Here is an 18,758-nt window from a genome sequence, read left to right on the forward strand (position 1 = left end):
CGAGCGAACGAACGAACGGTCGCTCAGGCCTGGACCTGGTCGAGGATGCGGGTGTAGTCCGACTGCGCCGTCTTCATGGCCGCAGCGGCCCCCGAGCCGAACACCGCCTCGCGGAACATCGCGAAGTAGGGCGACGAGGGCTGGTTGACGAGCAGGTTGTACGCGAGCGTCTGCGGCGCGTACCCCTTCTCGATCGCGTCGAGCGGGCCGAACGCGAGCGGGTACTTCTTCCGGTACGCGGGTGTCGCGGCGTCGGACCGGGTCGGGAAGTACCCGCCGTCCGGCAGCGCCTGCTGTTGCTGCAGACCGTTCGCGTACTGCATGAACGCCCAGCCCCCGGACGGGTTCGCCGCCCCGTTCGGGATGCACATGTTGTCGCCCCCGTCGAAGAACGAGCGCTTGCCGTCCCACGACGGGATCAGCACCGTCTGCATCTTCGCCCGCATCGCCTTCGTCGCGGCGGGCACGGTCGCACCGTACGAGGTCGGGAAGATGCCGACCTTGCCGGCCCGGAAGTCGGCGCCCCACGTGGTCCCGGCGTCCGCGTAGGTCGCCTTCGACAGCACGCCGTCCTTCCACAGCTGCCGGTAGAACTCGAGCATGCGTTCGAGCGCCTCGTTGCCGGTGATGTTCGCCATCTGCTTGCCGACCTCGCCGGACATCATGTCGACGCCGGTGGCCCAGACGTGCGGCTGCGTGACGAACCCGATGATGCCGGCGGCGTTGCCCGAGATCGACCACCCGTACACGTCGTCGCCGGTCTTCCGGATCGCCTTCGCGGCGGCGAGCAGCGAGTCGAGGTCCTTCGTCGCGTCCTCGACGTCGAGCCCGGCCCGGTCGAACAGCTCGGTGTTGACGAACAACTGCGAGTTGTCCGCCAGGTACGGCAGCCCGTAGTACCGGTCGCGGTACTCGAGCAGCCGGAGGTGGCCGGGTGAGATCGCGTCGAAGTAGTCGAGCCCCTTCACGACGTCGGTGAGGTCGGCGAACGCCTCGCGGAAGATGAACAGCTGCGAGTTGATGTCGTCGATGTCCACGACGTCCGGCGGCTCACCACCACGGATCGCGGTCGCGAGCTTCGTCACGTACTGCCCGTCCGGCACCGGCGTCAGCTCGACCTGCAGCTCCGGGTTCGCCTTGTTGAACCCGGCGACCGCCGCCGTCAGTCCGGCCTGCGTCGCCGAGCGGCACCAGACGTGCACGGTGCCGGTCGCGTTCCGGCCGAAGCTCGCGGCGCGCGCGTCGACCTTCGGCAGGGTGCCGGAGCACCCCGCCAGGGCGAGGGCCGCCCCGCCGGCGAGACCGCCGGCGAGGAACGCTCTGCGGTCCATCGTGTCACCGCGCCAGCGGGAGCCAGACGCGCATCGGCGCGGCTCCGCGGTTCGCCCAGGCGTAGTACGGGACCGCGGTGGCGGTGACGTCCTGGAGGCGCGTGGCGGCCGCCGTGGACCCGGCCGCGTCGTCGACGCTGGTCGCCGCACCTGCGTGATCCGTTCCTCCTGGACCGTCCAGTCGACGGTACGGCCACGCTGCCTGCGCGTGCTCGGCCGGGGCGTGTCCGGCGACGCGCAGCGTGACGACGCCGTCGAGGAGCCCGTCCTGGCGCTCCTCGGTGATCGGCGCGTCGGCGTCGACCGTCAGGTCGTCGACCGTGAAGCCCTGCTGGTCCGCCTGCTCGACCGCGTACACGAGCGGTCCGCGCTCGATGGCGACCTGCCCGCGTGCGGCGTCGATCCGGGCGTCGGCGACGTACCGGTGCGGCGTCGTGTCGAAGACGAGCTCGACGGTGTCGCCGGCCGTCCACTCGCGGTCGATGACGTGCAGCGTGCCCGCGGTGGGGCTGGCCGTGCCGTCCGGACCCTGCACGGTCGTGGTGTCCGACCACGACGGGATCCGCAGGCCGAGGGCGAGCGGGCCGTCCTCGGTGACCGTGACGACCACGCGGCCGTCGTGCGGGTACCCGGTCTCGACGTCGACCGGGCCGAGCGAGGCCGTGGCGTACTGGTGCAGCTGGAGGCCGCCGTCGGTCGCGGTGGCGAGGTAGCCGTCGAGGCTCGCGAACGTCCGCATGATGTTCGGCGGGCAGCAGGCGCAGTCGAACCAGCCGCGGCGGCCGTGCGCGGGGGAGCGGTTCTCGTCCTGGTGCGCGTGGTCACGCTGCTGCAGCGGGTTGACGTAGAAGTACTCGGTGCCGGCGAGGCTCACGCCCGCGAGGAACGCGTTGTACAGCAGGCGCTCGATCGCGTCGGCGTACACGGGCTTCCCGGTCGCGAGGAGCAGGCGCCAGGCCCACTGGATCCCGCCGATGGCCGCACAGGTCTCGGCGTACCCACGGTCGGTCGGGAGCTCGTACGGATCGCCGAACGCCTCCCAGTCCCAGCGCGCGCCGAGGCCCCCGGTGATGAACGCCTTCGTGGCCATCATGTCCGCGAACTGCGTCTCGCTCGCGGTCAGGAGCTCGGTGTCGCCGGTCTCGATCGCGACGTCCACGGCGCCGGCCGCGAGGTACACCGCGCGGACCGCGTGGCCCTCGACGGTCGTCGCCTGGCGGCTCGGCACCCGGTCGGAGAAGTACGTCGGCTCGCCGCCGGCGCGCTCGATGATGCCGGTGCCCCTGGCGTCGACGAACCAGTGCGCGAGGTCGAGGTACTCGCGGTTGCCGGTCTCGCGGTAGAGCTCCACGAGGCCCATCTCGACCACCGGGTGGCCGTCGACGTCGCGGGTCTTCGGCGTGCCGTCTGGGGCGGTCCCGTCGCCGAACGTGCGGACGAGGTGGTCCGCGTTCTTGATCGCGACGTCGAGCAGCCCGGTGTCGCCGGTCGCGCGGTGCTGCGCCACGGCCGCCTGGTACAGGTGTCCGGCGCAGTACATCTCGTGGCTCCACTTGAGGTCCGTGTACCGCTCGCCCTTCCCCCGGATCTGCTGCACGGAGTCGAGGTAGCCGTCGTCGGCCTGCGCCTGGGCGTACAGGGCGGTGACCTCGCGCTGGAGTTCCAGCAGGTCCTCGGCGGGGGCCCGCCCGTACTCCCACGCCACCGCCTCGAGCCACTTCGTGACGTCGGAGTCCATGAAGATCGGGCCGGTCGCGTCGCCCTCCTCGAGACCGGCGGCGATGCGGAGGTTCCGGAAGTTCCCGGCCGCCTCGAGCAGGGCGTACCCGCCGCGGACAGCGTCGCGGCCGTTCCGTTCCTGTCGGAGGGCCCAGAAGCCGCCGGTGATCCGGGCGTCGCCCGTGGGCAGCGGTCGGAGCGTCAGGTGCGCGTCCGCGGTCGGGAGGACCGGGGTCGCGGTGTGCGCGCGGCTGTCGGTCGCGAGCGTGGTGGTCATGTCGCCTCCTTGCGATGTGACTCAGGCCGGGTCCGGTTCCGTGCTGGTTCCGGAAAACGGTTTCTGCGGAGGACGTTACGACACGACCCGGAGGCGCGCAAGGGCGTCTTCTCACATCGTGCGTATAGTCGTGGTCAGTTTCCCGCATCCGGAAAGGGGTTTGCCGTGACACTGGAGCGCGCTGGGCGGACCGTCCGGATCACCGACGTCGCGGCGCTCGCCGGCGTGTCGATCGGCACCGCCTCGAAGGCCCTGAACGGCACCGGGCAGCTCCGGGAGTCGACGCGCGCCCGGGTGAAGGACGCCGCCGAGAAGCTCGGGTTCGTCGGCGATGCCCGGGCCCGCGCGCTCTCCTCGGGACGGACCTACACGGTGGGCATGATCACGACGGACTCGTTCGGCCGGTTCTCGATCCCGGTGCTGCTCGGCGCTGAGGACGCCCTCTCCGCCGGGCAGATGGCCGTGCTGCTGTGCGACACCCGCGACGACCACGTGCGCGAGGCCCACTACCTCCGCTCGCTCGCCGCCCGCGGGGTCGACGGCATCATCGTGACCGGCCGTTCCGCCGACGCTCGGCCGCCGATCGACGTGCCGATCCCGGTCGTGTACGCGTTCACGCCCTCGACCGACCCGGACGACGTGTCGGTCACGCTCGACGACGCCGCCGGGTCGGCGGCCGTCGCCGCGCACGTGCTGTCGACCGGGCGTCGGCGGGTGGCGATCGTGACGGGGCCCGAGCGGCACCGGTCGGCGGTCCGGCGTGTGTCCGGCGCCACCGAGGTGCTCGGCGCGAGCCTCGTGGCCGAACCGCTGTACGGCGAGTGGTCGGAGCGGTGGGGGCGGCAGGCGGTGGACGTGCTGGCGCGGGGCGTGGGGCTCGCGTCGGCAGGGACCGGGGCCGGGGCGGCGTCCGGGTCGGGTGCGCTCGGCGTGGACGCGATCGTCTGCGGAAGCGACCAGATCGCGCGGGGCGTGTGCGATCGGCTGCGGGAGCTCGGGCTGTCCGTGCCGGACGACGTCGCGGTCGCCGGGTTCGACGACTGGGACGTGATGGCGCTCGCGAGCCGGCCGCCGCTGACCACGGTGGACCTGCGCCTCGAGGAGCTCGGGCGCGTGGCCGGTCGGGCGCTGCTCGACCTCATCGACGGGGGCGCTGCGGCGTCCGCGACCGTGACCCCGTCCCTGGTCGTCCGCGAGAGCACCGTCGGCGCGTAGGGCCCCGCGCGGCGCGCCAGCCGGCGGGCGGGCCGAGGTCGCACGACTCGCCGTGGCCTGGTCGGTCAGGTCGCACGACGTGCCGTGCGGGTCGGCGGCGAGCGGCAGTTCGTGCGACCTCGCCGAGCGCGGGCGGGCGGCGGCGTGCGGCGGCGAGCGGCGGTTCGTGCAACCTGGGCGGGCGCGGGCGTGGCGGCGTTGCGGGAGTGAGCGCTCACGTGCCAGGATGTGAGCGCTCACGGAGGACGACGAGGTTCTGGAGGAACGCATGGGCGACGACCGCAGGCAGCAGGTCGTGGACGGCCGCACCACGCTCGGGATCGAGCTCGGCTCCACTCGCATCAAGGCGTGCCTCGTGGACGAGGACCTCGTCCCCATCGCCGCGGGTGCCCACGAGTGGGAGAACGAGTTCGTCGACGGGCGCTGGACGTACTCGCTCGAGGCCGTCGAGACCGGACTCCGCGCGGCCTACGCCGCCCTCGTGGCCGATGTGGAGGCCCAGTACGGCGTCACCCCGACGACCTTCCGCGCCGCCGGCGTGAGCGCGATGATGCACGGCTACCTCGCGTTCGACGCCGCGGGCGAGCTGCTCGTGCCGTTCCGCACCTGGCGCAACACCTCGACCGGCCCCGCCGCCGAACGGCTCAGCGACGCGCTCGGCTTCAACATCCCGCTGCGCTGGTCCATCGCGCACCTGTACCAGGCCGTCCTCGACGAGGAGCCGCACGTCGCCGACCTCGCGAGCGTCACGACCCTCGCCGGGTACGTGCACCGACGGCTCACGGGGCGGGACGTGCTCGGCGTCGGCGATGCGAGCGGTGTCTTCCCGATCGACAGCACCCCGGCGGACAGCGGTCCGGGCGACCCCGGCACGCGCGACTACGACGGCGCGATGCTCCGGACGGCCGAGGACCTGATCGGGGTCGGGGACCTCCGGGCGCTCCTGCCCGAGGTGCTCGTCGCCGGGGACGACGCGGGAGCCCTCACCCCCGAGGGCGCCGCGTGGCTCGACCCGTCCGGCACCCTGCTCCCTGGTGTTCCCCTCTGCCCGCCCGAGGGTGACGCCGGCACGGGCATGGTCGCGACGAACGCCGTCGCACCGCGCACGGGCAACGTCAGCGTCGGCACGAGCATCTTCGCGATGGTCGTGCTGGAGCACCCGCTCTCGACCCCGCACGAGGAGCTCGACGTCGTCACCACGCCCTCCGGGGACGCCGTCGCGATGGTGCACTGCAACAACGGTGCGAGCGAGATCGCGAGCTGGGCGCGCGTGTTCGGCCGGTTCGCCGAGGCCGCGAGCGAGCGCACCGGCAGCACGGCACCGGACATCGACACCGTGTACGCGACGCTGCTGGCCGAAGCCGAGCACGCGGACCCCGACGCCGGCGGCCTGCTCTCCTTCAACTACCTCGCGGGGGAACCCGTCACGCACGTCGAGGACGGCCGACCCCTGCTGCTCCGGACCCCGGACGCACGCTTCACGCTCGGCAACCTCGTGCGCTCCGAGGTGCACGGTGCCTTCGCCACCCTCGCGATCGGCATGGACGTCCTGCACGGCGAGGAGGTCCAGGTCGACCGGATGACCGCTCACGGCGGGCTCTTCCGGACGCCCGGCGCACCGCAACGCCTGCTCGCAGCCGCCCTCCGCGTGCCCGTCGCGCTCGAGGAGACCGCGGGCGAGGGCGGTGCGTGGGGGATCGCGGTGCTCGCCGCCTACCTCGAGCACACCGACCAGCACCTGGCGGACTTCCTCGCCGACACGGTGTTCGGGGGCGACGCCGTGCACGTGGCCGAGCCCGAGCCGGCCGACGTCGACGGGTTCCAGACGTACCTCGGGCGCTACCGGCGGGCACTGCCCGTCCAGGACGTCGCCGCCGCCGCGACCCGCCCCGAAGCGACCCCCGCAAGCACCGACACCAGCGCCAGCGCGACCACCCCCGGAGCCGAGCCGACGACGGCAGGCGAGCCGCGCCTCCAGGCCGAGAAGGAGCCGACCCGATGACCACCGACACCCAGCAGGCCGTCGCCGCCACCCGCGAACGCGTCGTCCGCCTGCACGGCGAACTCGTCCGCTACGGCCTCGTGATCTGGACCGGCGGCAACGTCTCCGAGCGGGTGCCGGGCACGGACCTCTTCGTCATCAAGCCGAGCGGCGTGTCCAGCGACGACCTGACCCCCGGGAACCAGGTCGTCTGCACGCTCGACGGGGTGCCGGCCGACGGCTGGGAGAACAGCCACGGGCCGAGCTCCGACACCGCCGCGCACGCCTACGTCTACCGGAACATGCCGGAGGTCGGCGGCGTCGTGCACACCCACTCGACGTACGCGACGGCGTGGGCGGCACGGGCGGAGCCCATCCCGTGCGTGATCACCGCGATGGCGGACGAGTTCGGCGGACCGATCCCGGTCGGGCCGTTCGCGATCATCGGCGACGACTCGATCGGACACGGCATCGTCGAGACCCTCGCCGGCCACCGCTCGCGTGCGGTGCTCATGCAGAACCACGGCGTCTTCACGATCGGCCGCGACGCGAAGGACGCCGTGAAGGCCGCCGTGATGTGCGAGGACGTCGCCCGGACCGTGCACATCGCGAAGCAGGGCGGGGACGTCGTCCCGATCGCCGAAGCAGACATCGACCGACTCTTCGATCGCTACCAGAACGTCTACGGACAGACCCCCGAAGGAGCACTCCAGTGACCCACGACACCGCGACGCACGTCGTCGACCCCGCCGAGACGTTGGCGGGCTACGAGGTCTGGTTCCTCACCGGGTCCCAGGGGCTGTACGGCGAGGAGACCCTGCGCCAGGTGGAGTCGCAGAGCAAGCACGTGCACGAGACGCTGGCACCGCACGTGCCGGTGAAGCTCGTCTGGAAGCCCGTGCTGAAGGACGCCGACGGCATCCGGCGCGCCCTCATCGAGGCCAGCGCGGACGACAAGGTCATCGGTGTGACGACGTGGATGCACACGTTCAGCCCCGCGAAGATGTGGATCGGCGGCCTGCAGGCGCTCACGAAGCCGCTGCTGCACCTGCACACCCAGGCGAACGTCACGCTGCCGTGGTCGGACATCGACTTCGACTTCATGAACCTCAACCAGGCGGCGCACGGTGACCGCGAGTTCGGGTACGCCCTGGCGCGCCTCGGCGTCCGGCACGCCACCGCCGTCGGGCACGTCTCCGACCCCCGTGTCCAGCAGCGGGTCGCGAACTGGACCCGCGCCGCCGCCGGTGCCGCGGCCGTGCGGGAGCTCGAGCTCACCCGGTTCGGCGACAACATGCGGTACGTCGCGGTCACCGAGGGCGACAAGACCGAGGCGGAGATCGAGCTCGGCGTGCAGGTGAACACCTGGGCCGTCAACGAGCTGGCCGAGGCGGTCGCCTCGGCGGAAGCCGACACGGCAGCGGTCGATGCGCTCGTCGCGACCTACCAGCAGGACTACGACGTCGACCCGTCGCTCCGTGACGGCGGTGACCGCCACCAGTCCCTCCGCGACGGTGCCGCCATCGAGATCGGCCTCCGCACCCTGCTCGCCGGGAACGGCAGTGCGGCGTTCACCACGAACTTCGAGGACCTCGGCACGCTCAAGCAGCTGCCCGGCCTCGCCGTGCAGCGCCTGATGGCCGACGGGTACGGCTTCGGTGCCGAGGGCGACTGGAAGACCGCCGTCCTCGTCCGTGCGATGAACGTCGCCGGCGCCGGCCTCCCCGGTGGCGCGTCGCTCATGGAGGACTACACGTACGACCTCACGCCGGGTGCCGAGAAGATCCTCGGCGCGCACATGCTCGAGGTCTCGCCGACCCTCACCACCACGAAGCCGACGCTCGAGATCCACCCGCTCGGCATCGGCGGCAAGGACGACCCGGTGCGCCTGGTCTTCACCGCGGACGCGGGCGAGGCCGTCGTCGTCGCCCTCTCCGACACCCGCGACGGCTTCCGCCTCACGGCGAACGTCGTGGACGTCGTCCCGCCGACCGCCGCGTTGCCGAAGCTGCCCGTCGGACGCGCCGTCTGGGAGCCGCGCCCGTCGTTCCCCGTCGCCGCCGAGGCCTGGCTCACCGCCGGCGCCGCCCACCACACCGTCATGACGACGGCCGTCGGCCTGCAGGTGGTCGAGGACTTCGCGACCATGGTCGGCACGGAGTTCCTCGTCATCGACGAGCACACCACCGAGCGCGGGTTCCGCGACGAGCTGCGCCTCCAGCAGACGTGGCACCGTCTCGACCGGGGGTTCTAGGCTCGTGACCGTGAGCGCGACGACGCGGACGAACTGGGCGGGCAACGTCACCTACCGGGCGTCCGGCCTGGCGCGCCCGACGTCGGTCGACGAGCTGCAGCAGCTCGTCGCGTCGACGCCGCGCCTGACGGCGCTCGGGTCACGGCACTCGTTCAACACGATCGCCGACACGGACGCGCTCCAGGTGTCGCTGGCGGACCTGCCGCCGGTGCTCGACATCGACGAGGACCGGCGGGTCGTGCGCGTCGCCGCCGGCATGATCCACAGCCAGGTGGCCGCGGGCCTGGAGGCGCGGGGCTGGGCACTCGCGAACCTCGCCTCCCTGCCGCACATCTCCACCGCCGGCGCGGTCGCCACCGGCACGCACGGCTCCGGCGTCCGCAACCCGTCGCTCGCGCAGGCGGTCGTCGGCCTCGAGGTCGTCCGCGCTTCCGGAGACCTGGCGTTCGTCGATGCGTCGACACCGGACAGTTCCCTCGACGCGCACCGGGTGGCCCTCGGCGCGCTCGGTGTCGTCACCGCGGTCGAGCTCGCGATCGAGCCCACCTTCCAGGTCGCCACGACCGTGCACCTCGACCTGCCGTGGAACGCCGTCGCGGAGCACTTCGACGAGGTCGTGTCGGACGCGTACTCGGTGTCGCTGTTCACCTCGTTCGACGACCGCGGGGCCCGGCAGGTCTGGGTCAAGCACCGCGTGGGCGAAGCGGCACCGGCCGTCGACCTCGTCGCGCTCGGTGCCCGTCCCGCCGACGGCCCGGTGCACCCGGGGGAGAACGACCCCGCCGGCGTCACCGAGCAGGGCGGCGTGCCGGGGCCCTGGTCCGAGCGACTCCCGCACTTCCGGTCCTCGTTCACGCCGTCGACCGGGGCGGAGATCCAGGCGGAGTACCTGCTGCCGGCCGGTTCCGCGGCCGACGCTCTGCAGGCGCTCCGACCCCTGGAGTCGCTGTTCGCGCCGATCCTCATCGCGGCCGAGGTCCGGACGATCGCCGCCGACACCGCGTGGCTCGCACCGTCCTCGGAGCGGCAGTCGGTCGGCATCCACTTCACGTTCCGGCGGGACGCGAGCGCGGTGGCAGCCGCGGTGGAGCGGATCGAGGACGTCCTCGCGCCGTTCGACGCCCGCCCGCACTGGGGGAAGGTGTCGGCGGCGAGTGCCGAGCGGCTGCACGAGGTGTACCCGCGGCTGTCCGACTTCGCGGCGCTCGCCCGTGACCTCGACCCGACCGGGCGGTTCCGGAACGCGTTCCTCGCGCGCATCCTGACCTGACCGGGAGTCGGCGTTCCCAGCGGCTTCGGATGACATCTCCGGCCGATCCACCGGGGCGTTCCTGAGCGCTCACATGTGCGATCACAAAGGTTGGGGCATGGCGAACCTCAACCGCATCATCGGCATGGCCGGCAAGGTCATCGACAAGCAGCTCCAGAAGCGCGGGCAGGCGGGACCCGCGGCCGGCGCCGGGCAGCAGCAGGGCGGGACGGACTGGCGCGGCATCGTCCGGAGCGCGGCGGACAAGCTGACCGGGGACGACCGGAACCAGCAGGCGCAGCACGGGCAGCAGCAGCCGTACGGACAGCAGCAGCAGTCGTACGGACAGCAGCAGCAGCCGTACGGCCAGGCGCCCGGCCAGCAGCAGCACGGCCAGCAGCAGCACGGGTCGGCCGACTCCGACCAGGTCGCGATCGCCAAGTACGACTACCTGCTGCGAACCGCCCCGCCGGAGCAGCTCGAGCAGGTCCACCACGACGCCTTCGCCCGGCTCACCCCCGCGCAGCGCCAGCAGATCCGCAACCGCCTGAATTCCGAGCTGCCGCCGCACGAGCACCTCCGCGACGACTCCGCCGGTGGGATGGCCCGCGCGATGACCCGCGGCGAGGTCGCTCGGCCCGGACTCGTCCGACGTGTCCTGGGCGGCGGCGGATCGGCGGGGCGCGGCCGCGGTGGAGCGTTCGCCGGCGGGGCAGCGGTCGGCGCCGGTGCGATGGCGCTCGGCGGTCTGGGCGCAGCGGTCGCCGGTGGCGCGGTGCTCAGCGCGGCCGCGGGGCCGGTGCTGGCCGAGGCCGCGAACCTCGGCGTCGACTTCGAGGGCATCGCCGCCGGGATCGGCGACCTCGGACTCGGAGACCTCGGCGGTGGTGTCGAGGGACTCGCGGGCGAGGGCGAGCAGCTGCTCGGTGGGCTCGGTGAGCAGGCGTCGAACCTCGGCAACGACTTCCTCGGCGGGCTGTTCGACCGCTGATCGGGTGGTGAGTGGTGACCGTTCTGGTTCGCGATCCCCGGGGATCGCGAACCAGGACGGTCACTCGCCCAGAAGACCGCGCGGACCCGGTTGCGCAGCGGTTCGATCGGTGACGCCCGAGGAGGCTCCTCCCGGGCCGGCTGCCCGCAGGACGACGCATCGGGAATAGACGGTGGTCGCACGGCGATTGGACCGTTACGCCGTGCGACGTCGGCCGTGCCCGGGATTCGGACACCGTCCGATCGCGGTGTCAGGATGGACGACGCCCCGACAGCCGACGCCCCGACACCCGGAGCCCGCGCGGGCTCCGGGGCGCGGCGACACGTCGTGGCCACCCCACGGCTGCGCACCACCACTTCCCCACGAGGAGCACCACCGTCATGAGACGCCCGAACCGCCTGACCATCACCGCTGCGGTCGCCGCAGCTGCAGCCCTGGTCCTCACCGGCTGCTCGGGCGGGGGCGCCTCGGACGACGCCTCGGGCGGAACCTCCAAGGGCGGCACGCTCAACATCCTGACGACGGCCACCGCGGTGCACCTCGACCCGGCGACCAGCCAGAACCTCAACATCACGACGCTCGGCCTCGTGCTCCGTCGTCTCACCGCGTGGGACGTCGAGCCCGGCAAGACGGCCAAGGTCGTCCCCGACCTCGCGACGAACACCGGCGACTCGAGCGACGGCGGCAAGACCTGGACCTACCACCTCAAGAAGGGGCTGAAGTTCCAGGACGGCACCGAGATCACCACGAAGGACATCAAGTGGGGCATCGAGCGCTCGTTCGCGCCGACGCTCACCGGTGGCCTGAGCTACCACAAGTCGCTCCTCGTCGGCGGTGACAGCTACAAGGGTCCGTTCGACGGCAAGACCCTCGACAGCATCGAGACCCCGGACGACTCGACGATCGTCTTCAAGCTCAACGCGGCGTACGGCGACTGGCCGTGGATCGTGTCGATGCCCGCGTTCGCCCCGGTCCCCGAGGGCGACGGCACCGACACCGGTGCGTACGACGCCAAGCCCGTCGCCTCCGGCCCCTACGAGGTGCAGTCCAACACGCAGGGCTCGCAGATCACCCTCGTGCGGAACGAGGAGTGGAGCGCGAAGACCGACGACGTCCGCACCGCCGGCCCGTCGAAGGTCGTGTTCAAGGAGAGCCAGGACCCGTCGACCGTCACCCAGACGCTGATCGCCGACAACGGTGACGCGAAGGACTCGTTCGGCGCGACGTACCTCGGAGCTGCCGAGCTGAACCAGGTCCGCTCGAACCCGGCCGCCCAGGACCGCCTCGCCACCTCGAAGGCCGGCCCGATCAACTACCTCGCGATCAACACGCAGAAGGGCTCGCTCAAGGAGCTCAAGGTCCGGCAGGCGCTGCAGTACGCCGTCGACAAGAAGTCGTACCGGATCGCCGCCGGTGGTGCCCTCGCCGGCTCCTACGCGACGACGCTCATCACGCCCGGCATCGCGGGGCGCCAGCAGTACGACCTGTACGAGCCCGGTGCCACCGGTGACGTGGCCAAGGCGAAGAAGCTCCTGCAGGAAGCGGGTGTCTCGGACCTCGAGCTGACCCTGGTCACGCAGAACGACTCGGCGAACCTGGCCGAGGCGCAGGCGATCCAGGCCGGCCTCAAGCGCGCGGGCATCACCGTGACGCTCAAGCCGCTCGACATCGACTCGTTCTACACGGCGACGACGGACGGCGACGACTTCGACCTCGCGATGTTCAGCTGGCAGCCGGACTTCCCGAGCGCGAACGCCAACATCCAGCCGCTGTACGACTCGTCGCAGATCGGTGGGGGCGGCTACAACGTCTCGAAGTACAGCAACCCCGAGGTCGACGCCCTGATCGAGCAGGCGACGGGCACCATCGACCAGCAGGATGCGCAGAAGCTCTGGGCCGAGGCGGACAAGAAGATCATGGCCGACGCCCCGATCGTCCCGCTCACCTACGCGAAGCAGTCCTTCCTCGCCGGTTCGAACGTGCAGAACTTCCAGATCGCGGACTTCCCGGCGTACCCGAACTACCTCAAGGTCTCGCTCGCCAAGTGAGTGCACCGCTGCTCGAGGTCGAGGGGCTCCACGTCGCGTTCGGCGACGCGGAGCCCGTCGTGCGTGACGTCTCCTTCACCCTGACGCCCGGCCGCGTGCTCGCCCTCGTCGGCGAGTCCGGCTCGGGCAAGTCCGTCAGCGCGATGAGCGTGCTCGGCCTGCTCCCGCCGGAGGCCCGCGTCACCGGCAGCATCCGCTTCCGCGGCACCGAGCTCGTCGGGGCGTCGGACGACGAGCTCCGAGCGGTCCGCGGGGCCGGCATCGGCGTCGTGTTCCAGGAGCCGATGAACTCCTTCACCCCCGTGCTCTCGATCGGCACCCAGATCGCCGAGGCGATCACGGCGCACCCGACGGACCTCGACCGACGCGGTGTGTCCGCGCGGACCGACGAGCTCCTCCGCGCCGCGGGGCTCCCGGACCCGCAGCGGATCCGGAAGGCCTACCCGCACGAGCTCTCCGGCGGCCAGCTCCAGCGCGCGATGATCGCGATGGCCCTCGCCGGTGACCCGGTCGCCCTCATCGCGGACGAGCCGACCACCGCGCTCGACGTCACGGTGCAGGCGGGCATCCTCGACCTGCTCCGCACGCTGGGTCGCGAGCGCGACCTCGCCGTGCTGCTCATCACGCACGACATGGGCGTGGTGGCGGACGTCGCCGACGAGGTGCTCGTGATGCGGCGCGGCGACCCGGTCGAGCACGGGACCGTCGCCGAGGTGTTCGCGCACCCGGACGCCGAGTACACGCGGGCACTCCTCGCGGCGGTACCGGCCCTGGAGGCGCGACCCACCTCCGCACCGCACGCTGCGGACGGTGCGACGGTCGCGTCCACCGCGCCGGCCGACGAGACGGAGACGAGCCGCGCCTCCCGGCCCCTCGTCGCGCAGCTGCGCGACGTCGCCGTGCGCTACGCGCGCCGCGGTGACCCGACCGTCTCCGGCATCGACCTGACGCTCCGCGCGGGCGAGACGCTCGGACTCGTGGGGGAGTCGGGGTCCGGCAAGTCCACCATCGGACGTGCGCTCGCCGGTCTCGTGCCGGTCGTCGCGGGGTCCGTCGAGGTGGACGGCAGCGACCTCCGCACCGCTCGTGGTGCACGCCTGCGCGAGCTCCGCAGCCGGGTGGGCATCGTCTTCCAGGACCCCGCGTCCTCGCTCAACCCGCGACAGACCATCGGGTGGAGCATCGCCGAGCCGCTCCTCGTGCACGGCACGGCCTCGGCGGCGGACCGTGCCGAACGGGTCCGCGAGCTGCTCGTGGCGGTCCAGCTCGACCCGTCGTGGGCCGAGCGCTTCCCGCACCAGCTCTCCGGCGGGCAGCGGCAGCGCGTGGCGGTCGCCAGGGCCCTCGCGCTCCGGCCCGCGCTCGTGATCGCCGACGAACCGACCTCGGCGCTGGACGTCACCGTGCAGGCCGCCGTGCTCGACCTCCTCGCGGCACTGCAGCAGGACTTCGGCTTCGGCATGCTCCTCATCAGCCACGACCTCGCCGTGGTGCGGCAGCTCGCCGACGAGGTGGTCGTGCTGCACGACGGCCGCGTGGTCGAGCGCGGCACGACCGACGCCGTGCTCGACGATCCGCAGCAGGACTACACGCGCATGCTCCTCGCGGCAGCGCCCGTCGCCGACCCGGCGCGACAGGCCGCCCGCCGCGAGGCCTGGCGTGCGTGGGAAGGGGTGGCCTCGTGACCGCCAACGTCGTCGACCGTCCGGTCGCGGCAGCCGCGAACCGGAGCACCGGCTTCCGCGCCGTCGTCCGCCGCGTGCGTCAGGACCGCTGGGCGGTCGCGTCCGCGGTCGTCATCGTGGTGTTCGTCGTCGTCGCGCTCGCGGCGCCGCTCATCGCCGCCGTCACCGGCCAGGACCCGTACGGGTACCACATCGACGCGCTCAACTCGTTCGGCGCCCCGCGCGGGGTCGGCGGCGGGATCAGCGCCGAGCACTGGTTCGGGGTCGAGCCCCTGACCGGGCGCGACCTGTTCGCGATCGTCACCTACGGTGCCCGCACCTCGCTCGGCATCGGGATCGCCGCGACGATCGTGTCGATCGTCATCGGCGTGCTCGTCGGCGTGACGACCGGGTTCTTCGGCGGCTGGTACGACCGCGTCCTCTCCCGCGTCGTCGACGTCATCTTCGGCTTCCCGTCGCTCGTCTTCATGATCGCCCTGACCGCGATCGTCCCGACGTCGTTCCCGAAGCCCGTGCTCGTCGTCCTCGTCATCGGGTTCTTCGGGTGGCCCTCGGTCGCCCGTGTCGTGCGCGGGCAGACGCTGTCGCTCGTCACCCGGAACTACGTCGTCGCCTCGACCGCGATGGGCGCCGGGCGTTGGCACGTCATCCGGACGCAGCTGCTGCCGAACCTCGCCGCGACGATCACCGTCTACGCGACGATCTCGATCCCGTCGATGATCGGCGCCGAGGCCGCGCTGTCGTTCCTCGCCGTCGGCGTCACCCCGCCGACGCCGTCGTGGGGTCGCAGCATCGGCGACGCGATCGGTTGGGTGCAGACCGACCCGATGTACCTCGTGTTCCCGGGCCTGGCGCTGTTCCTCATCACCCTGGCGTTCAACGTGCTCGGCGACGCCCTGCGCGACGCCCTCGACCCGCGGAGGAGCAACCGGTGACCACCTTCCGCTTCATCGCTATCCGCGTGCTCGGCGCAGCAGTCGTCCTGCTCGTCGTGGCCGCGATCACCTACGCCCTGTTCATGCTGCTGCCGACGAACCCGGCGCGCGCGATCTGCGACAAGCCCTGCACGCCGGACCGGCTGCGCGAGGTGCAGGCGTTCCTCGGGACGGACAAGCCGTGGATCGCCCAGTTCGGCGCGTACCTCGCGGGCATCTTCACCGGGCGGACGTTCGGGTCCGGCGCCTCCGTCATCCACTGCGCGGCGCCCTGCTTCGGGTACTCGTTCCAGCTCCACGACAGCGTCACGAACCTCATCCTCACGCGCCTGCCCGTCACCGCGTCGATCGCCGTCGGCGCAGCCGTGCTCTGGCTCGTCGCCGGGGTGGCCGGTGGCGCGCTGTCGGCCCTGCGCCGAGGCACGTACGTCGACCGCACGGTCATGACGATCGCCGTTGCCGGGGTGTCCGCGCCGTCGTACCTCGTCGGGCTGCTGGCGATCCTGCTGTTCGGGTTCGTGCTCGGCGTCCTGCCCACCAGCGGCTACGTCGCGTTCGGGGACGATCCCGTCGGGTGGTTCACGCACCTCGTGCTGCCGTGGTGCGTGCTCGCGTTCATCAGTGCGGCGATCTACGCCCGGCTGACCCGGGGCGAGATGCTCGAGTCGATGTCGCAGGACTTCGTCCGGACCGCCCGTGCGAAGGGCCTCCGCGAACGCCAGGTCGTCGTGCGCCACGGGCTGCGGACGGCGATCCTCCCGGTGGTGACGCTGTTCGGGCTCGACCTCGGGTCGCTGCTCGGCGGTGCCGTCATCACCGAGAAGGTGTTCTCGATGCAGGGGCTCGGTGCGCTGCTCATCGACGCGGTGCACACGCTCGACCTGCAGGTCGTCGTGGGGTTCACGCTGTTCTCGGCGCTGCTGATCGTGACCGCGAACGTGATCGTCGACGTCGTGTACGCGTTCGTCGACCCGCGGGTGCGCCGCCGGGCCTAGGGGGCGCGGCGCGGCCGGGCCGCAGCGTGCGAGGTTCTGCGCAGCACCGGTGGCCCGGTGGGTCGAGCGGGCTCAGCCGTCGACCGGCTCCGCGGACCGTGCAGCCCGGACGACCTGCCAGACCGCGAGGGCGACGAAGGCGGCCCCAGCTGCCCCGGCGATCCACGATCCGGCGACCCCGAGCACGGGTTCGGTCTCGCAGGTGCTCGTGCCCTGGCCGGGAGCGGCATCGGAGCAGCTGGTCACCTGGACCAGGACCAACCACAGCACCGTCACGGCCACGATGACGGCGACCGTGCTCCACCCCACCACTCGCTCCACGACCCGCTCCGTCCCCGACGTCATCAGTGACGACCAGGCTCGCACGGTCCGGGCGGCCCGTCGGTCTCGATCGTGCAACAGGACGCGGCCGTCGAGCCGTCAGCCGGTCCGCCTCCGGTGCCTCGAGACGACGACGATCGTGCCGGTGGCCGTCGCCGCGGCGACGGTAGCGAGGCCGGCCCAGCCCGGCAAGGGCAGCAGCGCCGAGAACACCGGACCGACCAGCGGTGCGGCGGCGAACGCCCCGGTGACGATCGCGGTCAGGACGACGACCGCCGCGACGGCCCCGAGGACGCTCGGCGGTCGACGCCGCAAGCACCAGTCGGGCAGGCCGGCGAGGGCTCCGGCAGCGAGACCGAAGACGAACGCGACGGCGACCCCGACGACGAGCACCGGGACCATCATGACGAGGAAGGGCGCCCCGGTGAGCGACTGCTCGACGATCATGCCCACGATCGTCCAGCCGACCGGCACGGCGACGACGGCGATGGTGCCCGCCCACGCCGTCGTCAGCGGCAGGACGGACAGGAGCGTTCGGCGCGTGGCATCGTCCTCGCTGCTCGTCTGGTCCTCCGGCACGACCGCAACCCTAGGGGGCATCGCTGGACGGGTCCGATCCGCTGTGCAGGGTCGAGGGCTCAGACGCCGTCCCACCACCGCAGCACTCGCGTGCCCACGAGCGTGAGCCAGCGGGACGGCTCGCCGGCCGGCACGTCCACCTCGAACCACTGCCGGCCCGGCGGGCGGACGCCCTGGCGCCAGCGTCCGTCAGCACCACGGGCAGCGCGGACCACCTCGATCGCCTCAGCGGCGCGGGGGTCCGGCGCCGCCTCGTCCCGGAGCGCCGCGGCCCGGAGGCGGTCGGTCGCGCGGAGCACGCTGTACCTCCAGCGGAACGGGTACGCGAACTCCGTGGCCCAGGGACCGACGAGCGCTCCGTCGGACTTCCGGTGGAGCAGTCGTCGGTCGAGGAGGTAGTCGGCGCCTCGGTGGCGGGCGTCCCGGAGATCGGCCGCGCGGGGATGCCGTCCGTCGGTCAGGACCTCGTGCTGCAGGAGCCCCTCGAGCACGTTGAGGGTCGAGTGGAACGACGAGACCGTCGAGCCCCCGACCCACTCGCAGTTCCACCCGCCGTCGGGCTGCTGGTGTTCGAGCACCCAGTCGGCGATGCCGTCGACGTCGGCGCCGAGCCACGCGCCGTTCGCGAGGGTGAAGGCGTTGATGCAGCAGTCGACCTCGCCGCCCCAGTACGGCAGGTCGTCGTACTCCCATCGGCTGTTCGCGTCGAGTCGTGCGGCGGTGTCACCGAGGACCGCGGCGTCCAGGCCCCACTCGCGCAGGGCGTTGAGCGACCAGGTCGTCGCGGTGTACGGCTGCCCGGGTCCCTCGGGCTCGGGTTCGGCGGGGAAGTACGCGCCGCCTGCCCACTGTCCGTCGGGGTCCTGGCGAGCGAGGAGTGCGGCGCCGAGGCCCTCGGTCGCGACCCGGGCACGCGTTGCCTGCCAGGTCGGTGCCGGCGCGCCGACGATGTCCCGTTCCACCTGCCACCGCAGGGCCGGGTCCGAGTCGAGGAGCCAGTCGACCACCGTGTCGTTCATGGCGCGGACACTACGCCGGCCACGGCGCGCGGGCGCCTGCGCGCGGCCGGGTCCGCACAACGGAAGTCGATCGGAGCCGTGCGTTCCCGTGGTTCGCGCGCACTTCGGTTGTGCGCCACCGCGCCGAACCGCGCCAGCGCCGCGTCGGGCGCCAGGCCC

Annotated in this window: 15 protein-coding genes; 10 read left to right on the forward strand and 5 right to left on the reverse strand. The window is 72.4% G+C overall.

The window, feature by feature from the left end:
- Nucleotides 1-23 precede the first annotated feature (23 nt).
- Together BM028_RS09170 and BM028_RS09175 are read right to left on the reverse strand one after the other, a co-directional pair.
- Nucleotides 24-1,331 (reverse strand): ABC transporter substrate-binding protein, encoded by a 1,308-nt coding sequence (locus BM028_RS09170; protein ID WP_092386117.1) that lies wholly within the window; start codon nt 1,329-1,331, stop codon nt 24-26.
- Nucleotides 1,332-1,335: 4 nt separating this feature from the next.
- Complete coding sequence (locus BM028_RS09175; protein WP_092386119.1) at nt 1,336-3,327, reverse strand: glycoside hydrolase family 127 protein; 1,992 nt, start codon at nt 3,325-3,327, stop codon at nt 1,336-1,338.
- Between the two features lie 165 nt (nt 3,328-3,492).
- Between BM028_RS09175 and BM028_RS09180 the strand changes: the two genes are divergently transcribed.
- The 10 genes from BM028_RS09180 to BM028_RS09225 all read left to right on the forward strand — a co-directional run bounded on the left by BM028_RS09180 (nt 3,493) and on the right by BM028_RS09225 (nt 16,680).
- The gene (locus tag BM028_RS09180; protein ID WP_070418201.1) at nt 3,493-4,542 is read left to right on the forward strand and encodes a LacI family DNA-binding transcriptional regulator; all 1,050 of its coding nucleotides are present in this window, start codon (nt 3,493-3,495) and stop codon (nt 4,540-4,542) included.
- A gap of 268 nt (nt 4,543-4,810) precedes the next feature.
- A complete protein-coding gene (locus tag BM028_RS09185; RefSeq protein ID WP_092386121.1) occupies nt 4,811-6,544 on the forward strand; it encodes a xylulokinase in 1,734 nt (577 codons plus the stop codon).
- Nucleotides 6,541-7,239 (forward strand): L-ribulose-5-phosphate 4-epimerase, encoded by a 699-nt coding sequence (locus BM028_RS09190; protein ID WP_092386123.1) that lies wholly within the window; start codon nt 6,541-6,543, stop codon nt 7,237-7,239. Before BM028_RS09185 ends, BM028_RS09190 begins: the two co-directional genes overlap by 4 nt.
- Nucleotides 7,236-8,777 (forward strand): L-arabinose isomerase, encoded by a 1,542-nt coding sequence (gene araA, locus BM028_RS09195; RefSeq protein WP_092386125.1) that lies wholly within the window; start codon nt 7,236-7,238, stop codon nt 8,775-8,777. Before BM028_RS09190 ends, araA begins: the two co-directional genes overlap by 4 nt.
- 10 nt (nt 8,778-8,787) lie before the next feature.
- Entirely contained in the window at nt 8,788-10,047 is a 1,260-nt protein-coding gene (locus tag BM028_RS09200; RefSeq protein WP_092386605.1) for a D-arabinono-1,4-lactone oxidase, read from the forward strand.
- Between the two features lie 97 nt (nt 10,048-10,144).
- Entirely contained in the window at nt 10,145-11,017 is an 873-nt protein-coding gene (locus BM028_RS09205) for a hypothetical protein (RefSeq protein WP_092386127.1), read from the forward strand.
- A 380-nt stretch (nt 11,018-11,397) separates the two neighbouring features.
- Nucleotides 11,398-13,065: an ABC transporter substrate-binding protein gene (locus tag BM028_RS09210; protein WP_092386129.1), complete on the forward strand. Its 1,668-nt coding sequence runs from the start codon at nt 11,398-11,400 to the stop codon at nt 13,063-13,065.
- Complete coding sequence (locus BM028_RS09215; protein ID WP_071295584.1) at nt 13,062-14,750, forward strand: dipeptide ABC transporter ATP-binding protein; 1,689 nt, start codon at nt 13,062-13,064, stop codon at nt 14,748-14,750. The genes BM028_RS09210 and BM028_RS09215 overlap by 4 nt, the downstream gene beginning before the upstream one ends.
- Complete coding sequence (locus BM028_RS09220) at nt 14,747-15,685, forward strand: ABC transporter permease (protein ID WP_071295585.1); 939 nt, start codon at nt 14,747-14,749, stop codon at nt 15,683-15,685. Before BM028_RS09215 ends, BM028_RS09220 begins: the two co-directional genes overlap by 4 nt.
- On the forward strand, nt 15,682-16,680 hold the full coding sequence (locus BM028_RS09225) for an ABC transporter permease (protein ID WP_071295586.1): 999 nt from the start codon (nt 15,682-15,684) through the stop codon (nt 16,678-16,680). The genes BM028_RS09220 and BM028_RS09225 overlap by 4 nt, the downstream gene beginning before the upstream one ends.
- Nucleotides 16,681-16,752: 72 nt before the next feature.
- On the opposite strand, the gene BM028_RS09230 is transcribed toward BM028_RS09225, so the two are convergent.
- From BM028_RS09230 to BM028_RS09240, 3 genes are all read right to left on the reverse strand, one after another.
- The gene (locus BM028_RS09230) at nt 16,753-17,001 is read right to left on the reverse strand and encodes a hypothetical protein (protein ID WP_139219793.1); all 249 of its coding nucleotides are present in this window, start codon (nt 16,999-17,001) and stop codon (nt 16,753-16,755) included.
- A gap of 99 nt (nt 17,002-17,100) precedes the next feature.
- The gene (locus tag BM028_RS09235) at nt 17,101-17,580 is read right to left on the reverse strand and encodes a hypothetical protein (RefSeq protein WP_092386133.1); all 480 of its coding nucleotides are present in this window, start codon (nt 17,578-17,580) and stop codon (nt 17,101-17,103) included.
- 59 nt (nt 17,581-17,639) lie between these two features.
- Nucleotides 17,640-18,599 (reverse strand): prenyltransferase/squalene oxidase repeat-containing protein, encoded by a 960-nt coding sequence (locus BM028_RS09240; RefSeq protein ID WP_092386135.1) that lies wholly within the window; start codon nt 18,597-18,599, stop codon nt 17,640-17,642.
- Nucleotides 18,600-18,758: the final 159 nt, after the last annotated feature.

Origin of the sequence: Curtobacterium sp. YR515 (assembly GCF_900113095.1) — a bacterium.
GTDB lineage: Bacteria > Actinomycetota > Actinomycetes > Actinomycetales > Microbacteriaceae > Curtobacterium.

Bases quoted from the DNA above. Each gene is read 5' to 3' on its own strand.
- BM028_RS09170 (WP_092386117.1), bottom strand. From the start codon at position 1,331: ATGGACCGCAGAGCGTTCCTCGCCGGCGGTCTCGCCGGCGGGGCGGCC.
- BM028_RS09175 (WP_092386119.1), bottom strand. From the start codon at position 3,327: ATGACCACCACGCTCGCGACCGACAGCCGCGCGCACACCGCGACCCCG.
- BM028_RS09185 (WP_092386121.1), top strand. From the start codon at position 4,811: ATGGGCGACGACCGCAGGCAGCAGGTCGTGGACGGCCGCACCACGCTC.
- BM028_RS09190 (WP_092386123.1), top strand. From the start codon at position 6,541: ATGACCACCGACACCCAGCAGGCCGTCGCCGCCACCCGCGAACGCGTC.
- BM028_RS09205 (WP_092386127.1), top strand. From the start codon at position 10,145: ATGGCGAACCTCAACCGCATCATCGGCATGGCCGGCAAGGTCATCGAC.
- BM028_RS09210 (WP_092386129.1), top strand. From the start codon at position 11,398: ATGAGACGCCCGAACCGCCTGACCATCACCGCTGCGGTCGCCGCAGCT.
- BM028_RS09240 (WP_092386135.1), bottom strand. From the start codon at position 18,599: ATGAACGACACGGTGGTCGACTGGCTCCTCGACTCGGACCCGGCCCTG.